This window comes from Larkinella rosea (genome assembly GCF_003858635.1).
In the GTDB taxonomy this organism is placed as follows: domain Bacteria; phylum Bacteroidota; class Bacteroidia; order Cytophagales; family Spirosomataceae; genus Larkinella; species Larkinella rosea.
Map to the genome: position 1 here is coordinate 312,612 of NZ_RQJO01000007.1, position 19,931 is coordinate 332,542.

16 protein-coding genes are annotated in these 19,931 nt (G+C 51.2%); 5 read left to right on the plus strand and 11 right to left on the minus strand.

What is annotated here, in order from left to right; genetic code table 11:
- Positions 1 to 85: 85 nt before the first annotated feature.
- The 6 genes from EHT25_RS01575 to EHT25_RS01600 all read right to left on the minus strand — a co-directional run bounded on the left by EHT25_RS01575 (position 86) and on the right by EHT25_RS01600 (position 6,067).
- The gene (locus tag EHT25_RS01575; protein WP_124869635.1) at positions 86 to 2,659 is read right to left on the minus strand and encodes a penicillin-binding protein 1A; all 2,574 of its coding nucleotides are present in this window, start codon (positions 2,657 to 2,659) and stop codon (positions 86 to 88) included.
- A 222-nt stretch (positions 2,660 to 2,881) separates the two neighbouring features.
- Positions 2,882 to 3,370, minus strand: coding sequence for a peptide-methionine (R)-S-oxide reductase MsrB (msrB, locus tag EHT25_RS01580; protein ID WP_124869639.1), 489 nt, complete (start codon positions 3,368 to 3,370; stop codon positions 2,882 to 2,884).
- Between the two features lie 98 nt (positions 3,371 to 3,468).
- On the minus strand, positions 3,469 to 4,029 hold the full coding sequence (locus EHT25_RS01585) for a fasciclin domain-containing protein (protein WP_124869643.1): 561 nt from the start codon (positions 4,027 to 4,029) through the stop codon (positions 3,469 to 3,471).
- A 178-nt stretch (positions 4,030 to 4,207) separates the two neighbouring features.
- Positions 4,208 to 5,083, minus strand: a complete 876-nt coding sequence (locus EHT25_RS01590; protein ID WP_124869647.1) for an anti-sigma factor — start codon at positions 5,081 to 5,083, stop codon at positions 4,208 to 4,210.
- Complete coding sequence (locus tag EHT25_RS01595) at positions 5,080 to 5,628, minus strand: RNA polymerase sigma factor (protein WP_124869650.1); 549 nt, start codon at positions 5,626 to 5,628, stop codon at positions 5,080 to 5,082. The genes EHT25_RS01590 and EHT25_RS01595 overlap by 4 nt, the downstream gene beginning before the upstream one ends.
- A gap of 166 nt (positions 5,629 to 5,794) precedes the next feature.
- Positions 5,795 to 6,067, minus strand: a complete 273-nt coding sequence (locus EHT25_RS01600) for a hypothetical protein (RefSeq protein WP_124869652.1) — start codon at positions 6,065 to 6,067, stop codon at positions 5,795 to 5,797.
- Positions 6,068 to 6,268: 201 nt separating this feature from the next.
- On the opposite strand from EHT25_RS01600, the gene lysA reads away from it, so the two are divergent.
- Complete coding sequence (gene lysA, locus EHT25_RS01605; protein WP_124869656.1) at positions 6,269 to 7,525, plus strand: diaminopimelate decarboxylase; 1,257 nt, start codon at positions 6,269 to 6,271, stop codon at positions 7,523 to 7,525.
- Positions 7,526 to 7,610: 85 nt separating this feature from the next.
- Positions 7,611 to 8,324 (plus strand): YebC/PmpR family DNA-binding transcriptional regulator, encoded by a 714-nt coding sequence (locus EHT25_RS01610; RefSeq protein WP_124869658.1) that lies wholly within the window; start codon positions 7,611 to 7,613, stop codon positions 8,322 to 8,324.
- A 15-nt stretch (positions 8,325 to 8,339) separates the two neighbouring features.
- On the opposite strand, the gene EHT25_RS01615 is transcribed toward EHT25_RS01610, so the two are convergent.
- A complete protein-coding gene (locus tag EHT25_RS01615; RefSeq protein WP_124869661.1) occupies positions 8,340 to 8,579 on the minus strand; it encodes a hypothetical protein in 240 nt (79 codons plus the stop codon).
- A 159-nt stretch (positions 8,580 to 8,738) separates the two neighbouring features.
- Between EHT25_RS01615 and EHT25_RS01620 the strand changes: the two genes are divergently transcribed.
- Positions 8,739 to 10,130 carry an esterase/lipase family protein gene (locus EHT25_RS01620; RefSeq protein ID WP_124869664.1) on the plus strand — a complete coding sequence of 464 codons (1,392 nt, stop codon included), beginning with the start codon at positions 8,739 to 8,741 and terminating at the stop codon, positions 10,128 to 10,130.
- Between the two features lie 77 nt (positions 10,131 to 10,207).
- Here the strand turns inward: EHT25_RS01620 and EHT25_RS01625 are convergent, their stop codons facing one another.
- The 3 genes from EHT25_RS01625 to EHT25_RS01635 form a co-directional block, all read right to left on the minus strand.
- Positions 10,208 to 13,090: a T9SS type B sorting domain-containing protein gene (locus tag EHT25_RS01625; protein ID WP_124869667.1), complete on the minus strand. Its 2,883-nt coding sequence runs from the start codon at positions 13,088 to 13,090 to the stop codon at positions 10,208 to 10,210.
- Positions 13,091 to 13,248: 158 nt separating this feature from the next.
- Positions 13,249 to 14,247, minus strand: a complete 999-nt coding sequence (locus tag EHT25_RS01630; protein WP_124869671.1) for a glycosyltransferase family 2 protein — start codon at positions 14,245 to 14,247, stop codon at positions 13,249 to 13,251.
- A 93-nt stretch (positions 14,248 to 14,340) separates the two neighbouring features.
- Positions 14,341 to 15,825 (minus strand): circularly permuted type 2 ATP-grasp protein, encoded by a 1,485-nt coding sequence (locus EHT25_RS01635; RefSeq protein ID WP_124869675.1) that lies wholly within the window; start codon positions 15,823 to 15,825, stop codon positions 14,341 to 14,343.
- 216 nt (positions 15,826 to 16,041) lie between these two features.
- Between EHT25_RS01635 and EHT25_RS01640 the strand changes: the two genes are divergently transcribed.
- A complete protein-coding gene (locus tag EHT25_RS01640; protein ID WP_124869678.1) occupies positions 16,042 to 17,598 on the plus strand; it encodes a DUF5723 family protein in 1,557 nt (518 codons plus the stop codon).
- A 22-nt stretch (positions 17,599 to 17,620) separates the two neighbouring features.
- On the opposite strand, the gene EHT25_RS01645 is transcribed toward EHT25_RS01640, so the two are convergent.
- Positions 17,621 to 19,186 (minus strand): hypothetical protein, encoded by a 1,566-nt coding sequence (locus tag EHT25_RS01645; protein WP_124869681.1) that lies wholly within the window; start codon positions 19,184 to 19,186, stop codon positions 17,621 to 17,623.
- Between the two features lie 345 nt (positions 19,187 to 19,531).
- Between EHT25_RS01645 and EHT25_RS01650 the strand changes: the two genes are divergently transcribed.
- Complete coding sequence (locus EHT25_RS01650; protein WP_124869683.1) at positions 19,532 to 19,864, plus strand: PadR family transcriptional regulator; 333 nt, start codon at positions 19,532 to 19,534, stop codon at positions 19,862 to 19,864.
- Positions 19,865 to 19,931 lie beyond the last annotated feature (67 nt).

Genomic DNA, 19,931 nt, shown 5'->3' on the forward strand with positions numbered 1-19,931 from the left:
TATCCGGCTATAACTCGCGCGTTGGTGGTGTTGTTTTCATAAACCGCCAAAAAAAAGGCCAACCAGTTTAGGTTGACCTTTTATGTCATCGGAAAGGTTGCGCTCGTTGTGTCGTGTCGGCCGGTTCAATCTGCTCAGGAGCAGCCGGTTGCTGAAAGAGTGAATCCGGTGGAATTTCAACGTCCGTCGAATCGGATTCCATATCACTCTCGTCATCGTCGCCACCGGGGCAACCCAGATAATCCTTCGTTATTTTAACCGTTGGCTTGTTAAAGGGCCCCTGGTATAGTTTCAGATCCTTGTCTTTGTAGACCAGTTCCAGAAACCGCCCGACCAGCGGTAAGGCGGTTTTGGCCCCTTCGCCCATGTCGGTCGATCGAAAGTGGATGCTGCGATCGTCACCACCAACCCAGGCACCCACTACCAGATCGCGGGTGACGCCCATGAACCAGCCGTCGGAATTGTTGGAAGTCGTACCGGTTTTTCCGCCTACCTGATTACGGTTTTTGAACAGATCGTACGACCATAAGTTCTGCGATGTGCCGCCCGACTCTTCCAGGCCTCCGCGCAACATGTGCAGCATCAGGAACGCCGATTCTTCGCGAATGGCCTGTTTCTTTTCCGGTACAAACTCTTCAATGACATTTCCGCTCCGGTCTTCGATTCGGGTGACCAGTAACGGCTGGGTGTGAACGCCATTGTTCGCAAATGAGCAGTAGGCCGAAACCATTTCGTACAATGACACATCCGAAGAGCCCAGACCGACGGACGGAACAGCCGCCAACGGGCTTTCAATACCCAGGCGATGCGCGTATTCGACGACCCGTTGCGGAGTAGCTACGTCATTCGTCAGCTGAGCTGTTACGGAATTGATCGACCGCGCCATCGCCCGGCGAAGTGTCATATTCGAGTATGAAAATGTACCTGCCGAGTTTTTGGGTGCCCAGAAGTCTTCTTCGCCTTTTTCGTTGATGTATTCCTTCCGGAATGGCTCATCGCGTCGACGGTCGCAGGGCCCCAAATTGATCGTGGAATCGTCGATAACGGTTGCGTATACGAACGGTTTGAAAGTAGAACCGGGCTGCCGTTTTCCCTGCCGGACGTGGTCGAACTGGAAAAATTCGTAATCAAGGCCGCCCACCCAGGTGCGAATAAAACCGGTATGCGGGTCCATTGCGACCAAACCGGCCTGCAAAAAGCGTTTATAGTAGGCGATGGAGTCCATGGGCGTCATGTATTTCTTTTTCGGCCCATTCCAGGAGAAAACCGTCATGCTGTCCTTCTTCACCTTCATGTAGTAATTGATCGAATCCGGCTGAGCAGGGTATTTGGCCAACAGCGCCTTATACCGTTCCGTTCGTTGGGCTACCTTATCCAGAAAATCCGGAATTTCTTTGCCGTCTTCGTCCGTCCAGGGGTTTCGACCGTTCCAGTGGTTGTCGAAAATCCGTTGCAACTGCTTCATTTTCTCCGCAACGGCTTCTTCCGCCAGGGCCTGCATCCGTGAATCGACCGTCGTGTAGATTTTCAGGCCATCCGTGTACAGGTCATATCCCTTTTCTTCACCCCACTTTTTGACCACATCGACCACGGCATTTTTGAAATAGTTGGCCGGGCCCGAATACGGATTGTCGGGGCTAAACCGGGTTCGTAAAGGAAGCTCGCACAGGGAATCGGCCTGTTGTTTCGTGAGGTAGTTGTATTTCTCCATCTGGCGGAGAACCACATTCCGGCGGTTTCTGGACTTCTCGAAGTTCCGTTTGATCAACGGATTATACGTCGTCGTTGCTTTTTGCAGTCCTACCAAAACCGCTGATTCCTGAACGTTCAGATTTTCCGGTGATTTGCTGAAATAGGTGCGGGCGGCTGTTTTGATCCCGTAGGCATTGCTGCCAAAATCGACGGTATTGAAATACATCGTCAGGATCTGTTCCTTCGAAAAATTACGTTCCAGTTTGATCGCCATCAGCCACTCTTTGGTTTTCAGGATGACGGTTTTGATCAGCGGAACATTATACAACAACCCTCTCGACTGCCGACGCCGGGTTTTGAACAGATTTTTGGCCAATTGCTGCGTAATCGTGCTGCCACCGCCGGAACTGTTGCCCGTTAAAACCCCGTAGGCGGCTCGGCCCAAACTCCGGGTATCAATGCCCGAATGTTCGTAAAACCGCACATCTTCGGTGGCAATCAGGGCCTGAATCAGAGAAGGAGGGAGGTCTTCGTATGTAATCGGGGTACGGTTTTCAGTATAAAACCGGCCGATCATCACTTTATCGTAGGAATAAATTTCGGAAGACTGGGCAACTTTGGGATTTTTCAGGTCTTCGACACTCGGCATTTCACCACTGAGATACAGGAAGTTAGTCTCAATAGAAAGAACATAAACGAGAGCAAGAAAAAAAAGAAAAATCAGGCTTTTGGTGGATTGATAAAAAATTTTGAAACCAAGCGATCGGGTATCGAAACGGGCGTTGAGCCAATTTCGGTAACGCTGCCGAATTCCCCGGTACGTTGCTCCTGCTGAGTCGACACGCTCTTTTCCGAAAAGACCCGACATCATACGGTAGATCAGTCGCTTAAAGCGGTTTCTTGCGCGACCGAAAAAGCTGGTGATGCCTTGCCAAAGGGTCCGAAGCTGCCCCCAGAATTTACTCATGCCTGCTAGTTTGACGGTTAAACATGGTAGACCGGATTCTTCACCAACGTGGAAAAATGGAAGCCCGTCTGATTAAAAAAAGCAAATATAATCCGGTACGCAAAAAAGACGGATTGAGAAACCCGTCCTTTCTGGCAAATATAACGGAAATTTAGACGATATAATATGAAAAAAGCCAGCCCGATCGTCGGGTTGGCTCATTACCAGTGGGTTAACACCCGCTTATTTCTTTTCAAATTCGAGGGCCACACCATTCATGCAATACCGTAGTCCGGTTGGCTTCGGGCCATCGTCAAAAACGTGCCCCAAATGACCGCCACAAACTCCGCATTCGACCTCCGTCCGCACCATACCGTGGGTACGGTCGGATTTTTCAACCACGTTTTCTTTTGAAATCGGCTGGTAGAAACTCGGCCAGCCTGTTCCCGATTCGAATTTTGTCGAGGAACTGAATAAGGGTGTTTTGCAAGCCGCACATTTGAAAATCCCTTTTTCGTGGTTATCGACCAATGGACTGGTAAAGGGCCGTTCGGTACCCTGCTGGCGTAACACGTAAAACTGTTCCGGGGTCAAGATTTTTTTCCACTCCGCTTCCGTTTTAACGACCTTGCGGGGTTTGGCATCGTCCGAATTCCGGGTCAGGGAAATGGATGCGATCGAGCCGGTGAGCACCAGCCCACACAAGACTCCAATAAAAAGATTGCGCTTCATAGTTGGTTAACAAATTAATTCAGAGGATAGTTTGTCAATTGAAAAAGCCACAATGCAATGCTGCACGTGGCCTTTTCATCTACGTTTCCGGCATTGACTTACATCGACATCGGCATTAGAACTGTATCAATGGAATGGATTACTCCGTTTGACTGATAAACATCCGAAATCAGCACTTTGGCTGTTCCACCTTTGGCATCTTCAATCACAATGTCTTTGCCATTCATTCTGGCGGTCAGATTGCCACCGGCAACGGTTTTCAGCGTAGCCGACCCGTTGCCCGCTTTGATGAGTTTTGCCAGGGCTTTGCCATCCAGCCGACCGGCTACTACGTGGTAGGTCAGAATACCGGTCAGTGTCGCTTTGTTTTCGGGCTTCACCAGAGACTCGACCGTTCCGGCGGGTAATTTGGCAAACGCATCGTTGGTAGGAGCGAACACCGTGAAAGGACCAGCCCCCTGCAAGGTTTCAACTAAACCGGCGGCTTTAACGGCGGCAACCAGCGTCGTGTGGTCTTTGGAATTAACGGCGTTTTCAATGATATTCTTGGCCGGATACATCATCGCGCCACCAACTTCCTTCGGTTTTTGAGCGTAAGAAACTGTAAAAAGCGCGCTAAGCAGGACTGCAAAAAAACCAGATTTGATGATCGTCTTCATAATTGAAATGTGATTTTATTAAGTTGAAGAATGAAAGAATCTGGTTGCAACCGACTCACAACAATACCTACGCCCCGGTTGAAGGTTTGGATTTATTGATTCGAAAAAAAAGATTGAAAAGCACAAAAAAAAGCTCTGGCGGTGTGCCAGAGCCTTTTTACTACGATTCAGAATGAGCTTAAGTTTTTACATTTCCGACCACGACCATGGCTGATAAGGTCGGTGTTGGGCTTCCTCCCCGCCGTTCGAGCGTAATTGCGAAGGCATCCGCTTTTAGGAATTTTTTGGTTTGCTGCACGACCCGCGTACCTTCCCCAATTTCGAACACGCCAGCGTCGACCGGTTTTCCATCCACGATGGCCCAAAGCTGGTATTGCTGGGCTTCGGAAGGTCTCGTCAGCGAATCGATTTCCAGATTAACCTGGCCGGTGCTGGCGTTCCAGTAAACCGTTGCCAGGTTGGCCGTAGTCGTATCCGTAGCATTCAGGCGAATAACCCGCGTTCCCGGTTCTTTCAAAATAGCCAGCGTCTGATCCGTTTGTTGCTGGTGAGTTCGTAAGGTCCGAACTTCGTCGGTCAGCTGCTGATTCGACTCCCGGAGCGAACTGAGCGTTTGCTGACTACCCTGCAACTGGGAGTACAGGAAATACGCAAAGACCAGCACAATCAGACCCAGCGAAGCCGCAACCAGCCAGGTAAACCGGTAGGTGGGTCTTGAATGGGTGTAGTCGTCTTTTGAGTAGAGGGGGCGGATGGTTGTTTCCGCTTCATCTTCCGTTACCTGGCCTTCGGGCTGGACCGCTTCGTCGATTTCTTCGGTCCCGGGCGTATCAAAATCCAATTCTTTCAGGAGCCAGGCCTTGACATCGGAGGGCGGTTCCCGGCGCAAGGTCTGGGCATACTGTTCCATGGCAGCCGACAGATTGTCGAGCTCCGCACGGATTTCAGGATATATGCTTGACATGCACTCGACTTCCCGCTTTTCCTGCGGGCTGACGGTGCCAAGCACATACTCTTCCAGTATGCCAGACTCTATGTATTCTTTCGTGTTCATGTACCGAATAGCTTCTTCAATTCCTGTAAAGCAGACCGAACCCGTGTTTTGACCGTTCCAAGAGGCAAATTGAGTTTCTCCGCTACTTCTTCATGGGTATAGCCATAGAAATAGACGAGGTCGATTACCAGTTTTCGATCAGGATTTAATTGATTTACTTTCTCCGGTAAATCAAGCGTTTCCACCGCAGGCTGATAGGTTTGCCGATGTTGATCAACAATATCTACGATATCGGTGCTGGTTTGGATTGACTGACCGGAATGACGGGTACGAATCGCATCGATTGCGGTATTTCGCGCAATGTTGAGCAACCAGGTAAAAAGCCGTCCTTTCTGAGAATCGTACGAGGGAATATTGCGCCAGATTTTGACAAAAGAATCCTGTAAAACGTCACGAGCTAGCTCTTCGTCACGAACAACTTTGAGTATCACGCCATACAAAGCAGGCGAATACTGGTCGTATAACAAGTGAAATGCCTGTTCCTCTCGCTGTTGGAGTTTCTTGACCAGTACGTCTTCCGAAAATGGGAGGTTTGAACGCTTCAAGGTATCAGGGTAATTCAGTAACCAATAGGGTCATTCCAAAAGTACGAATAAATTGATGCAGGCAAACAATTGGGGAGTGATTTAGCAATTAAAATCAAAAAAAGCTACTCCCTTTGCCGGAAATAGCTTCTTTTGGTTATAAAGTAGCTCGAAATGGCCGTGGGGTTTAATCGACCGGTTTTTTCGCATTAACGGTTTTTTTCCTGACCACCGTCGTTTTTTTATGCATCATCGCATCGCTCGAACGACGGGCATTCCGGCTCGATTGCGTTCCTTTGACCAGTTTGCTCTTCAGCGAATCTTCTTTGGCGGTGGGTTCGCCCTGCGGGAAGGATTGCGCGGCCTGTTCGGGCGCGTGCGTGTTGGGCGAAGGAGTTTGGGCCTGTCCCTGAATCGAAATCCAGCACAGGGCAGCGACAACTAGGGCTATTTTTTTCATGATCGTTTTTCAAAGTTGGGTAGAAATTCAACCCAAAAACCGGGAAAATGTTTAGACAAAGCCCGCAGGTATCCGTTCTTTGGGATGTGATTTATTTGATAAAAAAGGAGCCGAATGCAATACGGTGCCCGATTGGGATTGCCACGAATGGCATAAAATCGCTTATATTTGTAACCTCAAAATTGGCTGAAACCACTGCTCATGCAGATCGATCAAAACCGTTATCAGATTCAGGGCGTCGATGTTCTGGAAATGGCCCAGGAATTTGGCCTTCCATTGTATTCCTATGATGCCGACAAAATTATTGAAAAAATTGGCACGCTTCAGTCGGCCTTTCGGGGTGTTCAACTCAAGATTAAATACGCAGCCAAAGCCCTGACCAACGTATCCATCCTTAAATTGATGCGCAGCCGGGGAATCGATATTGAGGTGGTTTCGGTCAACGAAATCCGGATGGCATTGCTGGCGGGTTTCGAGCCGACGCAGATCATGTACACGCCGAGCGGAGTTTCGTTTACTGAAATTCAGGAGGCACTGGCGCTGGGCGTTCAACTGAACGTCGACAGCTTGCCGCTGCTGGCGTTTGTGGGACAAACCTACGGCAGCACCAAACCGGTCGGTATCCGCATCAATCCCCACATTGCCGAAGGCGGAAACATCAAAATCCAAACCGGTCATAAAGATTCCAAGTTTGGAATTTCGATGGAGCAGCGGGCGGAAATTCGCGCGTTGGTCGAACAATATTCGATTCCGGTCGTGGGGCTGCACATTCATACAGGCTCGGATTTTAAAAATGCTGATGCGTTTCTGAAAGGAGCGGAGGTACTTTTTGAACTCGCCAATGATTACCCGAATCTGCAATTCCTCGATTTTGGCAGCGGTTTTAAAGTCGCTTACCGCGAAGGAGATCATAGCACCGATGTGGAGGAACTGGGGCGAAAGGTGACGGCCGCTTTTCAAAATTTCTGCCGGAACTACGGCCGGGAAATCGAACTTTGCTTCGAACCGGGTAAGTTTCTGGTCAGTGAAAGTGGCGTTCTGCTGGTCAATGTCAACATTGTGAAGGAAAACCCATCCCGTACGTTTGTGGCGGTGGATTCCGGTTTGAACCACCTGATCCGGCCGATGATGTACGATGCCTACCACGAAATTATTAACGTTTCGAACCCGACGGGCGAAAAGGAAACGTACAGCATTGTGGGCTACATTTGCGAAACCGATACGCTGGGCTGGGATCGTTCGTTGAACAAGGTGCGCCCCGGCGACGTACTGGCACTGAAAAATGCCGGTGCCTACGGATTCAGCATGAGTTCAAATTACAACTCCCGATTCCGGCCCGCCGAAGTGTTGGTCTACGATGGGAAACCGCACCTGATTCGTCGGCGCGAAACCTTTGAGGACCTGATGCGGGGGCAAATTGAAGTTGATTTTGAAGAAGAAATAAGTGTAAAAAAATAATGATGGGTTAGGACTGAGAAACGATGCATGAAAACCGCTAACGTGTTCATTCATCGTTTCTCAGTCATCATTCTTAATTCAACACATGGGACGCGCATACGAATACCGGAAAGCCAGAAAATTCAAGCGGTGGGGGATGATGGCCAAAACCTTCACCAAAATCGGAAAAGATATTGCTCTCGCCGTGAAGAGCGGTGGCCCCGATCCCACCACGAACGGACGGTTGCGGGCAATTATTCAGAACGCCCGGGCGGCCAACATGCCGAAGGAAAACGTCGATCGGGCCATCAAGCGGGCGGTTTCGAAAGAGCAGGAAGACTTTAAGGAAATTACGTACGAAGGCTACGGCCCGCACGGAATTGCCATTGTGATTGAAACGGCCACGGATAACATCAACCGGACGGTGGCAAATTTACGGAGTTATTTCACCAAATCCGGTGGCGCGCTCGGGACCTCGGGCATGCTCGACTTTATGTTCGACCGCAAGAGTGTATTTCGGATTCCCGCCGGTACCATTGATCTGGACGAACTGGAGCTCGAAATGATCGACTTTGGTGCCGACGAAATATCGCTGGATGAAGAAGCTGAACAGATTGTGATCTACGGTGAATTTACGGCGTTTGGCGCGATCCAGAAACACCTCGAAGAGAAAGGCTATGAAATTAAACAGGCCGAATTTGAGCGGATTCCGAACGATACGAAAGAACTCACCGAAGAAGAAGCTGCCGATCTGGAAAAACTCCTGGAGCGCATCGAGGAAGACGAAGATGTGTTGAATGTATTTCATAACATGCGGTAATCGGGTGCTCCCCGATTACCGCATACTTTCCAGCAATTGCTTCCGGGTTGGGCGCTCGCTCATCACCTGATAATGCAATCCCTCCAAATCCAGCGCATCCACAAACGCGCGATACTGCTCACTCGCCACCCCGAATAACCGGAGGTTGGAGTAAGGTTCATTAAATAGTTCAACTTCCGTCAGCGTCGCTTTCTGCTGCAAAAATCGGTACTGATTGCTGGATAAATCGTCTTGTCGCAGGGTGAAATACCACATAAGACCGGTGGGTTGAAGGTTCCGTTTTCCGTTAAAAAAATAGTTGAGTTCGGTAAATTATTTTCCCGACAAAATTAACCTAATTGCTGGTAGGAAGGAAGTCTACTCCGGATTCCGTCGCGTTTCACCCAGTCCCAAACCCTATCTCTGTTTCTTCGTATGAGCAATCCGTTGGTCTTAATTCATGGCTATTCCGATGTGCCGGAATCCTTTAAAAACTGGGAAAAGAGTTTATCCGACCGGGGTTTTGATGTGGCCAATGTGCATGTTTGCGGGTATCGCTCGCTGACGAACGAAGTAACGATCAAAGACATCGCAGAGGGGTTCGACCGGGCGCTGCGGCTTCGGGCCGGGCTGAACGCGGATGAACCGTTTGACGCCATCGTGCATTCAACCGGGATGCTGGTAATTCGGGCCTGGCTGACCACGTATGCGAAACAGGAAAAACGCAAACGGCGTCTGAAACGACTCATTGCCATTGCTCCGGCCAGTTTTGGGTCGCCACTCGCTCATAAAGGTCGAAGCTGGCTCGGCGCCATTTTTAAGGGAAACCGGTCGCTGGGTCCCGATTTTATGGATGCGGGCGATCTGATTCTGGATGGCCTGGAACTGGCCAGCCGCTATACCTGGGACCTGGCCCACCGCGATTTGTTGTCGGATGAGGTTTTTTATGGCCCCGACGACAACACACCCTATGTTTTTACCTTCTGTGGCGCTACCAATTACAAGGGATTGCAGGGATTGGTGACCAATCCGGACGGAACCGATGGCACGGTTCGCTGGGCGGGCTGTTCGCTCAATACGCGTAAAATTATCCTGAATTTAACAACTGAAGACGACGATACCACCGTCAAACGGCTGGATTTTGGCCAGTGGCGCAACGACCGGCGCAGTAATTTTCAGATTCCCTTCATTCCGATTGCGGGACTGAACCATGGATCGATCATTGAAAATCCCACGGAGGAATTGGTGGACCTGGTGGTGAAAGCGTTAGCCGTTTCGACCAGCGAAGAGTTTCAGGAATGGAATAAAACCGCTATTCAGCAAACCGAAGTAACGCTGAAATCGATGGTGCCGTGGCAGCAGTTCATCGTTCGGGCCGTCGACGAACGGGGCGACCCGATTACGGATTATCACGTTCGGTTTAATGCGGGGTATAAAGACAGTCCCAGCGATCTGAAACCGCTCGACGTCGACGTGCACGTGTACAGTGGTGATAAAAGTCTGCGGAGTTTCCATTTTGATCTGAAAAAACTGGACCTGGAAAACCTCGCCCGCTTGCGCATCGAAGTGATTGCCTCTTCCGGCACCGATCTGGTGCGGTATTACGGGCACATCGATTCGGATGGCACAGAAGACGCAGACAAGAATACCAAACAAAGTGCTGCCAGCCACTGGACGGCCGTATTCGATATGGGGCAGATGCTTTCCAATTCGGAGGTAAAACTATTCTACCCCTTTACGACCACGCTCATCGAATTGCAACTGAATCGGGAGCCCGAAGCCTGGTTACCCAATGGTACCAAAGTGACGTGGTTTGTGGAGAAATAATCCATTAAAAAACCGGAGTGCCGTGGAAAGAAATTCATCATTTTCCGTGGTACTCCGGTTTTTAGTCAAAGCGGTTTTTAGTTCGCACCGGCTTCGCGCAGCAACTCAACCCAGCCTTTGTAGACTTCAGCGGGAGCAGAACAATTGACCCGGGCAAATTTGACAGTTACCTGGTACAGATAGACCCCACCCGGCACGTCTTTGCCCTGGCTGTTCTTGCCGTTCCATTTCAGCGATACATCGCTGCTCTGGTAGACTTTTACGCCCCAGCGATTGACCACCGTCAATTCTGCCGACTGTACAAACCGGGGACAGTTCATGGGCTGAAACACATCGTTCTTTCCGTCGCCGTTGGGCGTAAATACGTTCGGCATGTTCAGGTAGGGACAGTTGTCTTTGCAAACCCGGTTCGATGCCTTACTTTCCTGCCCGCTTCGACTGACTGCTTTGACCTCGTAACAGCCCGCAAACGACGTCAGATTTTCGTGCCGATACGTCATCGTAGGCGCATTGACGCTGGCCAGCAGTGTTGGTTCCTGGCCTTCGCAGGGGGAATAATAAATATTGTATTTGACAATGTTACGATCACAATCGCCGGTCGTTGGATTTTGCCAGGTTAGGTTGTTGGCAAACGTGGTCTGGTTACAGAACGATTCGGGCGTCAGAGCCGCACAATTTAATGTATCAACGGCCAGAATGGGCGGGCACGGTTTGGTCGTATCGACCGGCATCGCACAAATTCCCTGCGAGAAGTTGTTCAACTGGATGGTCGTCAGCGGAGCCGAGTATTGACCGATGGTTTCGACGCGGTAACAATAGCTGCTGTCAACTGACATCGTAACGGGTTGAACACCGTCCGCAGCATACGTATCGGTTCCCAAATCGGTATAAACATAGGTGTTCGCCGTCGTTACCGGAACCACGGCTACCAGGTTGAACGGTCCGTTGGGACCGGTTTTGCTGCGGTAGACCCGGTGTTGTTTGTTATCGTTGCTCCAGGGGACATTGGCCTGCCAGCTAAGCTGAACGCGTTTCAACCCACCCGTGGCCGTCAGCCGAACGGAGCTGGCGTTGTCGGTAACATCCAGCCGCTGAAGTTGCCCGGTGCCGGGGTCGGTGAAGAAAAATTCGATGCGATACCGGTACGCATTGGCGACTGTATTGAGTCCACGGTCGGTATAAACCGTGTCGGCAACAGTCGGTGATAAGGTGGTATTGATGGCAGCAATCTGGGTGAAGTTGGTGCCGGTCAAACCGGTAGCCCGGAACAGCCGGTACTGGAATGGGCCGGTGCCGTCCTGCGGATTGATGCCCGGAGGGCGGGTCCAGCGGACGGTGATGACACCCCTGGTGTCGTACGTACTGTCCACGGTAACGTGCGTAATCAGGGGGACCTGTTGGGGTAAATTCACGCAAACCTGCTCCGAAACCGCACTCTGGCCGTTGTTCGGGCTGGGCATCGTAACAACAATCCGGTAGCTATACTGAACCCCTCTTTTCAGACCCTGATTTTTGTTGTTATCCGTGTATGTCGTGCGGCTGATGCCGACCGTATCAATTAAGCTATAGCCCTGCGCGGCCAATTGACCGGGGGTAGCGCAAGGGTCAAAAGTGCCCTGGTCGCATCCTTCCTTTCGGTAAATGGCCATTTTGGTATTTGCGGGCAAAGCGGCTGACCCGCAGGCATAGGCGGCCCAGTTCAGAATAATGGCCCGGCCGGCGGCATCCGCTGCGGGTCGTGCCGTCAGGTTCTGCGGTTTTGGGGCAAAAATTTTGATTCGGAACGATTCCAGCGTGGCCAACTGAGTTTGCCCGCTTCCTCTCGGTAAATCGACGACCCGGAAAACGACATCGTAAGGCTCCCCACGTACGTGGGCGCAATTGGTTTGCCAGCGGAACGTGCCCGTTGCCGGGGTGTTTTGGGCCGTAACCGGAGCGAATGTCGCGTAATCTTTGGCGATAATGGCCGGATTATACACTTTGCCATCGGGGCTGATGTTAAAAGGACCGCCGTAGGCCGAGAGTTCCACCCGGTTTCCGTCGGGATCGGTGGCGGTGATGTTCCGTTGAATCAAGGTCCCGGCTTCCACACAAATATCGTCGGGAACGACAATCGCCGGGCGTTTATTCGGCGACGCCGTGACGATGATCTGCATGTCGCGGATGATTTCCCCGATCTTGACGCCGTCGCGCCACTCTTCCACAATAAAGGCAATGTTATACTGCCCCTGTTCCGCAGGAGCATCCCAACACACGTCACCGGTTATGGCGTTGACTGTCAGGGTGGCCGGACCGGTTCCGGCCTCGTTTATTCGATTGACACCAATCAGCGTAGGGTCTGAATAACCGGAAACGGCTTTGATGGTACAGTTGCCCTGTTCGTCGGCAATTTTGCCGGAAGGAACGTAAAGACGGTAGGCCAGACTATCGCCGTCGGCATCGTAAGCCGCCGGGTTGTGGCACCATTTCTGGCCCACGCGGGCCGAATCCAGCGGTGGATTTAACAAAACCGGGGTGCTGTTCAAACCGAGTGCCGCGTTGACTACAATCGTTGTCTGGAGCTGAAAGCTGGTTTGAATGGACGTTGGAATATTGCGGACGTTCTCGTTCCGGTTGGTGATCGTGCAGGTGATGCGGTAAATTCCGGGTCCCGGATAGGTATATGTTGCAACGTAGGTGTTGGCCGTCGTCGCCCGATTGATCACGATCCGACTGGCCCGTTTGACGGCCACTGCCGGACCAATTCCAAAACAGAAATACGAAGGGTCCTGCTGATCACTGGCGGTTTTTCCCCCGATTTCGTCGTGGTAGGTGGTCATCGTCACCTCGTAGGTCAGAGAGGTATTGGAAATCCGGCGGGTTGTAATTTCACCGGCACGCAAGTGAGTTGCCTGTGTTTCTGTAAATGCCAGCAATCCGAGCAGCATTGCCCACAGGAACGGGAGGAAATATGTTTTCATAACCAATTAAATGCTATACCTACAAGAACGTACAATTGCTTAGGTTGTGTATACGGTTTTGGGCCGTTGGCGACAATTATAGCAATAAAGTTTGGGAGTTTCGGGATTCACGAGATTCAGGTTTCAGGGATTTGAGTATTGGTTCGTCGAATAAAGTCCTAAACTTTATAAAATCCCTTCTGATTGAAGAGCGTTTGCCAGAAAAACCGTAAAAAAATACCGACCTGACGGGCAAACGCCCGCTGGTTGTCCAGCTGCGAAAACGGATTCCGGACGTTGAGCAGATTGACAGCGATTTTCCAGCCAAAAATAACCGGAATCAGCGTCAGATAATGCAGGATCAGTACCAGGTAAGCGCCAGCGCCGTATTGTTTTCGAACCCAGAGCAGATTGGAAACGTGCATCTGCGATTTAAACCGGTTGATGTGCGTCACTTTGCTTTCCTGATAATCGCTGCTGCTGCCGTATTCCAGATGGACGTAGAAAGCGTCCCGCAACAGCAAAAGTTGCCCCTGTTTTCCCAACCGCCAGCACCATTCGACGTCTTCGGCATACATAAAAAAGCTCTCGTCCAGACCTCCGGCTTTCTCGATCGTTTCCCGGCGCGTCATGATAAACGAACCAATGAGCCAGTCGACTTCGTTCGGGTCTGCGTATCGTTTATCAGGTAAAAACCGGTGGAGCAGTCGTTTGAAAAAACCGGAACCGGGTACGATGTAGAAATACCGGCGGAGTTGCGAAAAACCGTCGAAGGCTTCCGTATGCACTTTCCCTTCCCGCGTGATCTGCATGGGCCCCACGGCCGCCACGCCCGGGCGACTGTCCAGCACGTCGGCACATCGTTTCAAGACATTGTCAATGAGCAACGTATCCGAATTGAGGAGCAACACCAGTCGGCCCGCAGATTCGGCAATGCCCCGGTTATTGGCGCGCGAAAAACCGGAATTATACCCCATTTCAATCCAGCGGGTGCCTGGAAAAGCATTCAAAACCACGGCCTGACCACTCGGATCGGGGTCGTTGTTGACCACCAACACCTCATACGTCAATCCAGAAGTATACGTTTCAACCGAACGAAGGCAATCGATAATGAGGTGCGGGGTTTTATAATTAACGAGAATGATGGAGAGATCGGGATTCCTGAGTGCTTGCTGCATGAGCACAAATTAAAATGAATAATGGATAATGAACAATGCATAATGTGCCGACCGGCCCTTCATTGTTCATTATCCCTTGTTCATTCGATTCATTTAATACAAAACCCAGGTATCTTTTCCGCCCCCGCCCTGCGAGGAGTTCACGACCAGGGAGCCCTTGCGGAGAGCGACGCGGGTCAAACCGCCCGGGATGACGTTAATGCCGTCGCCGTACAGAATGTAGGGCCGAAAATCAACGTGACGACCTTCCGTGTGATCGCCGACGATGGTTGGAACCCGGGAGAGCGAAATGGTCGGCTGGGCGATGTAATTCCGGGGATTTTCCTTGATCTTTTTTCGGAACAGTTTGTGATCGGCTTTGGTGGCTTTCGGGCCGATCAGCATGCCGTAACCGCCTGCTTCATTGGCCTCTTTCACAACCAGTTGCTCGATGTTTTCCAGCACGTATTTGCAATCTTCTTCTTCGCGGCAGATGTAAGTCTGAACGTTCGGAATGATGGCTTCTTCCCCCAAATAGTATTTGATGATGCGCGGAACGTAGGCATAAATCACCTTGTCGTCGGCAACACCGGTTCCGGGTGCATTGGCCAGTGCCACCCGTCCTTTTTTATAGACTTCGAAAATACCGGGAATACCGATCAGCGACTCCGGATTAAACACGTGCGGATCAAGAAATGTATCGTCAATCCGGCGGTAAATGACATCAACGGTCTGGAAACCCTTCGTGGTGCGCATTTTGACATAACCGCCCGAAACCACCAGATCGCGGGAATCGACCAGTTCGACGCCCATTTGCTGCGCCAGATAGGAATGTTCGAAATAGGCCGAGTTATAAATACCGGGGGTCAGTACCACCACCGTCGGATCGGGCCGGTCGGCGATGTGCTGCAGCAATTGCAGCAGCCGCGTGGGATAATCGGAAACCGGTCGGACGCCCGTACGCGCCAGCACTTCCGGAAAAGTCTGTTTGAGCAACTCCCGGTTTTCGAGCATGTACGACACCCCCGACGGACACCGTAGATTGTCTTCCAGCACCATAAACTGACCGTCGTCGCCCCGGATCAGGTCAGTGCCCGTGATGTGGCACCAGATGTCTTTCGGCGGTTTAAGCCCCATGCAGGCCGGTAAAAAACACTTGCTCGATTCGATCAGGTCACGCGGTACGACGTTGTCGTTCAGAATATGCTGATCGTTATAGACGTCGTTCAGAAACAGGTTGATGGCCTGGATGCGCTGAATCAGTCCGCGTTCCACGCGGTTCCATTCGTCAGACGGAATTACCCGCGGAATAATATCGATGGGCATGATGCGTTCGGTGCCTTCGCCTTCCGAATACACGTTGAAGGTAATCCCCATCGACATCAGGGCGCGTTCGGCAGCATGCTGTCGGCTGATGACGTCTTCGCGACTCAATTGTTCCACCCGTTGTTTAAACTGGTCGTAACCCGACCGGGTCTGACCATCTGCCGTAAACATTTCATCGTAGAAATTATCGGTCTGATAGTCTTTAAATGAAAAAGAGTTTCCCTGTGATTGCGACTGTGTTTGGTTTCCTTGTGACTGCGATTGAAATTGCATAGGTGGGCTGGTAATTTTGGCGAATAAACCCTTAAAATTGCAATAATATACAAAATTATATATGGTTGACGTTGAATAGGGGCACTTTATTATTTATTTTAAAAGACCGTTTCCGATTTTACCGTTAAATAACTGCAACGTCATTTCCGGAAACAACCTGTATATTTAAGGGCTCAACGATGCCTGAAAGTTTGAATCACGTCCATTACTAGTTGAATGAGAGAGAGATACGGTCGACTGTTCGCAACGTTGGCAATTCTGGGAATTTCTTTTCCGACGATGGGGCAATACCTGATGGGAATTGCTAACAGTAATTACGGCGGCACCCAATCCATTTATCGCCACCCGTCGGAAGTTGTCGATTCCCGTTACCGGGTTTATATAAATCTGGCAACCATCGATGCATACGCATCCACCAATCAGGTTCGCTGGGTTGCGCCATTCCCGATTGTCAGCTACCTGAGCGGACAGGTTCCGGCGCAATACCGGAGCGAACGGGGCAAAAGCCTGGGTCGTACAGGATACCTGAAGGAGTTGCTCAACGGGCGAGACAAACGAATGTCGTTGGGGGGGGAGGTACGCGGTCCGTCGGCGCTCGTAACCCTGAACGACCGGTTTGGGGTAGCAGTTTCGTCGCGCATCCGGTCGGGCATTTCCTTTCGGAATATGTCGGAAGAAACCGCCCGCCTGTTGTTATACGGAACTCAAATTGTTGAGCTACAACGTATTCTGAATGAAGGACAGCACGGATCGGCAAACGTCAATGGCTTTGCCGAACTGGCCGCAACCTTCGGGGCCGTGATTCTGGATAACGATGAAATGTTCTGGAAAGCGGGCGTGACGATCAAACGCGAAATCGGTTTATACAACACGCACATTCGGGTAGACGAAGGTACGCACCAGATCATTCGTGATCCCACCGCTACCGGTTTTCAGGCCCTGCGTATTCAGAAATTCAACGGGGTGTACGGCTACACCAGTCAGGCGGCTTTCCAGCGAATCAATCTGTCCCCGGGCTGGCTTTTTGGGAAACAATCCGCGGGCGGAGGCTGGGGCTTCGATCTTGGTATGACGTATGAATACCGCCCTAATATCCGCAAATATACGTACCGCGAAAACGGGGAAATTCGCCGGGATGCGTCCAAAAATAAATACCTCTACCGCATTTCGGCTTCGCTCGTCGATATTGGCGGGGTTCGGTTTAAGAACCCGGAAATGGTGAATCGGTACCAGGTGGCGGCCACCAATAAACTCATCACCAACACGACGTTTCAGGGCGCAAAATCCCCCGATGACATCAATGGCCGTGTGGTGAGTGTCCTGAATCTTCCGTTGATGGACCGAACCACTTCGTACCGCTCCGGTTTGCCTACGGCCCTGAATGTCAGCGCTGATTATCAGGTGAAACCGAATGTCTACGTCGGGGTTTTATGGACTCAGAATCTAATGCCAGCTACTTCTGTAGCGCTGATGACGCCTTCGATGCTGGCCGTTGTCCCGCGTTGGGAAACCCGTTGGGCCGAGGTTTCGATGCCCATTGCGTTGCAGGATAATTATTCGATGCCGACAATCGGTCTGGCGATGCGGGCCGGGCCGTTTTTTGCCGGAACCGATCACCTGGGCGGTTTAGCCAACATTGGAAATCCGCGCGGGGCCAATTTTTACGCCGGAGCAACGATTCCGCTGTTTCGCCGAGGACCCATCAACCCGAATGCCTGCTTCTTTCCTCCTCAGGAGGGCGGCTACTGGAAGCGGTTTGGCCGGAAACGGTAAAACCGGTTTTTGAACGACTACCTTATTTCCGGAGTAAATACCGGTAAAAAAACGAATTCCGTTTTCCGACGTACTGGGCGGCATAATCCGCGTCGGCGTCAATTGCCATGTGGGGGCGCATTTGAGTCATGTCCGGTTCCCCGAAATTGGTCGTGGCATTGGCGATGGACCGTTCGATGGGTTGCGGAATGTGAATCGACCAGAGTTTATAGGCCACAACCCGCAGCGGCACATACAAGCCCACGACAACCCATGCGGCAAATACCCAACCCGCAAACGAGCGTTTCGGGCTGCCAGACCACCTTACAAAACCGTTGGCCAGCGCGAGGTAATAAATAAATTGAGCCGGAATCATGGCGCGGTTTTGAAAATCATTCCAGCGGCCCATGTAAATCAGGCTGATGAGTTGAATGGAAAGGGCCGCCCAGAAAACCGCTTTTTCCCACGACTTATTCCCGTTGGTTTGGCGATTATACCAACGAAAAAGCAGAACGCCTACCCAGAACTGGGTTCCCCAGAAGAGAACGTAGAGAACCACATCCGCCGGTTTTTCAAACGCTTCAACAATAAAACCGGCATACGGAATGGGATAATGCGCCTGGTAAAATAAACCCATCAAACCCGCAAACAGCAAACCGGAAGTGAGGAAAACCGGTTGAAGCCAGCCTGATACCAAAAATACGTTTCGTTGCGTGACCAGCAACCACAAACTCAGCCCAATACTGACAAACGGCGACCAGAGCAGGGTTGCCGCAATAACGAAAGCCAGCGCGACAGGAGCGTTTTTTTGCCGTTGCCAGAAGATCAGAAGGCCAACCGCAATCCAGCCACCCAGCGTATGCTGCGGAACCGCCTGAAGCTGAACGACCAGGGGAGCCGGATCGATGCTTTGCGCCCAGTTGTGGTTGCTGAAAGCCAGCCGGGGTGTTTCGTAGCGGGTATACCCCGGAATGCGGTTTGTAAAAATGGCCGTGATCCAGGCCGGGACATTCCATTGAAAATCCGTCAGCAACGACCAGAAAAGCCGGACCGCCACTTCCAATCCGGACAGAAATGGCAAACAGACGGCAATCCAGACCCGGTATTTTTGACTCAATCGGGCGGCCCAGCCCAACGCCAGCCCAACGCCCAGTGTACCCCAGCCAAACGATACCCATTCGGCCGCTGGAAACGACAGATGGAACACTTTGGTCATCCCTGCTGTGGGGAGGTAATAGGCGAGATAGTAGCACAAAAACGGATTATCAAAGCGGTCATTCCGGTAAACGACCGGCCACGGCCGCGTGATCAGATCGTAAAATACCAGATTGTGTTTGTCGTAATCGCCGTATTGGGGCACGAAGGCACCGATGCCGCTCACCCACGCCCAGAACAGGGCGCCAAGCAACAGAATCAGCCACTCGCTTCGGGAAAAGGGCCCGGTAGAAACCGGTTCCGAAGCGGGCTGACGGACAAATTGCCAGACACCAAAACCGATTAGAACCGAAAGTGGAACCGCGATGAGGGGAATGACCCAGTAGTAAAGAAACAGACAAACCGGCAGGTACAGGTAGCAGAGCGAAGCAAGCGTCAGCCGGTCGATTTTCATGAAAAGAGAGACCGGTAGAAGGTCGTGCGGTGTTTGTCAGGTGTACCTACAAATGTAAAAAAGGCCGCGAGACTTTCGTCAGCCGGATTGAAAAATGCGGTTAATAATTTTTGACTTTTGAACCCGATCGGGTGCAATGCCAATCAAGCTATTTTCCAAACTTTGCTAATCCGAACTGTCCAGTTTAGTACATTTTTATGTCCGATTCTGGACAGCCATCCATTGTGTTCATTCCAGAAAACCGCCTTTTTGTTAAATGAAAGCGGTTTTTCTTCATTGGTCTGCTATTTGCTATGCAAAAGAGTAAGATAAATTTTCTGACACAACCGGTATCTCCATCACGAAATGAAAGGCACACAATTGGGTGAATTTGAAGAATTGGTCCTGCTGACCATCGCGCTCCTTTTCGACGACGCTTACAGTGTGGCCGTCGTCGAAACCCTCGGTGAGAAGCTGGAACGGCCCATGAGCCTGGGCGCCGTTCACCGTACCATGCAGCGACTCGAAGAAAAGGGGATGGTCAGCTCCCGGTTTGGCCATGCCACCGCCGAACGGGGTGGGCGGAGCAAGCGACTCTTTACCGTTACCCTGGCCGGGGAACAGGCTTTGCAGGAAATGCGCCGGATTCGGAATGAGTTGTGGGCGGGTATTCCGAAAACCGCCTGGTCGGGCTTGTAATTAATGAACAATGAATAATTAACAATGAATAGTTTTCGTGACTTCAAATGATTGATTATCAGCCTGA

Coding starts and splice junctions, on each gene's coding strand:
- EHT25_RS01590 (WP_124869647.1), bottom strand. CDS start 5,083: ATGAACACGAAAGAATACATAGAGTCTGGCATACTGGAAGAGTATGTG.
- EHT25_RS01640 (WP_124869678.1), top strand. CDS start 16,042: ATGAGAGAGAGATACGGTCGACTGTTCGCAACGTTGGCAATTCTGGGA.
- EHT25_RS01615 (WP_124869661.1), bottom strand. CDS start 8,579: ATGTGGTATTTCACCCTGCGACAAGACGATTTATCCAGCAATCAGTAC.
- EHT25_RS01575 (WP_124869635.1), bottom strand. CDS start 2,659: ATGAGTAAATTCTGGGGGCAGCTTCGGACCCTTTGGCAAGGCATCACC.
- EHT25_RS01610 (WP_124869658.1), top strand. CDS start 7,611: ATGGGACGCGCATACGAATACCGGAAAGCCAGAAAATTCAAGCGGTGG.
- EHT25_RS01620 (WP_124869664.1), top strand. CDS start 8,739: ATGAGCAATCCGTTGGTCTTAATTCATGGCTATTCCGATGTGCCGGAA.
- EHT25_RS01585 (WP_124869643.1), bottom strand. CDS start 4,029: ATGAAGACGATCATCAAATCTGGTTTTTTTGCAGTCCTGCTTAGCGCG.
- EHT25_RS01645 (WP_124869681.1), bottom strand. CDS start 19,186: ATGAAAATCGACCGGCTGACGCTTGCTTCGCTCTGCTACCTGTACCTG.
- EHT25_RS01625 (WP_124869667.1), bottom strand. CDS start 13,090: ATGAAAACATATTTCCTCCCGTTCCTGTGGGCAATGCTGCTCGGATTG.
- EHT25_RS01630 (WP_124869671.1), bottom strand. CDS start 14,247: ATGCAGCAAGCACTCAGGAATCCCGATCTCTCCATCATTCTCGTTAAT.
- EHT25_RS01600 (WP_124869652.1), bottom strand. CDS start 6,067: ATGAAAAAAATAGCCCTAGTTGTCGCTGCCCTGTGCTGGATTTCGATT.
- lysA (WP_124869656.1), top strand. CDS start 6,269: ATGCAGATCGATCAAAACCGTTATCAGATTCAGGGCGTCGATGTTCTG.
- msrB (WP_124869639.1), bottom strand. CDS start 3,370: ATGAAGCGCAATCTTTTTATTGGAGTCTTGTGTGGGCTGGTGCTCACC.
- EHT25_RS01635 (WP_124869675.1), bottom strand. CDS start 15,825: ATGCAATTTCAATCGCAGTCACAAGGAAACCAAACACAGTCGCAATCA.
- EHT25_RS01650 (WP_124869683.1), top strand. CDS start 19,532: ATGAAAGGCACACAATTGGGTGAATTTGAAGAATTGGTCCTGCTGACC.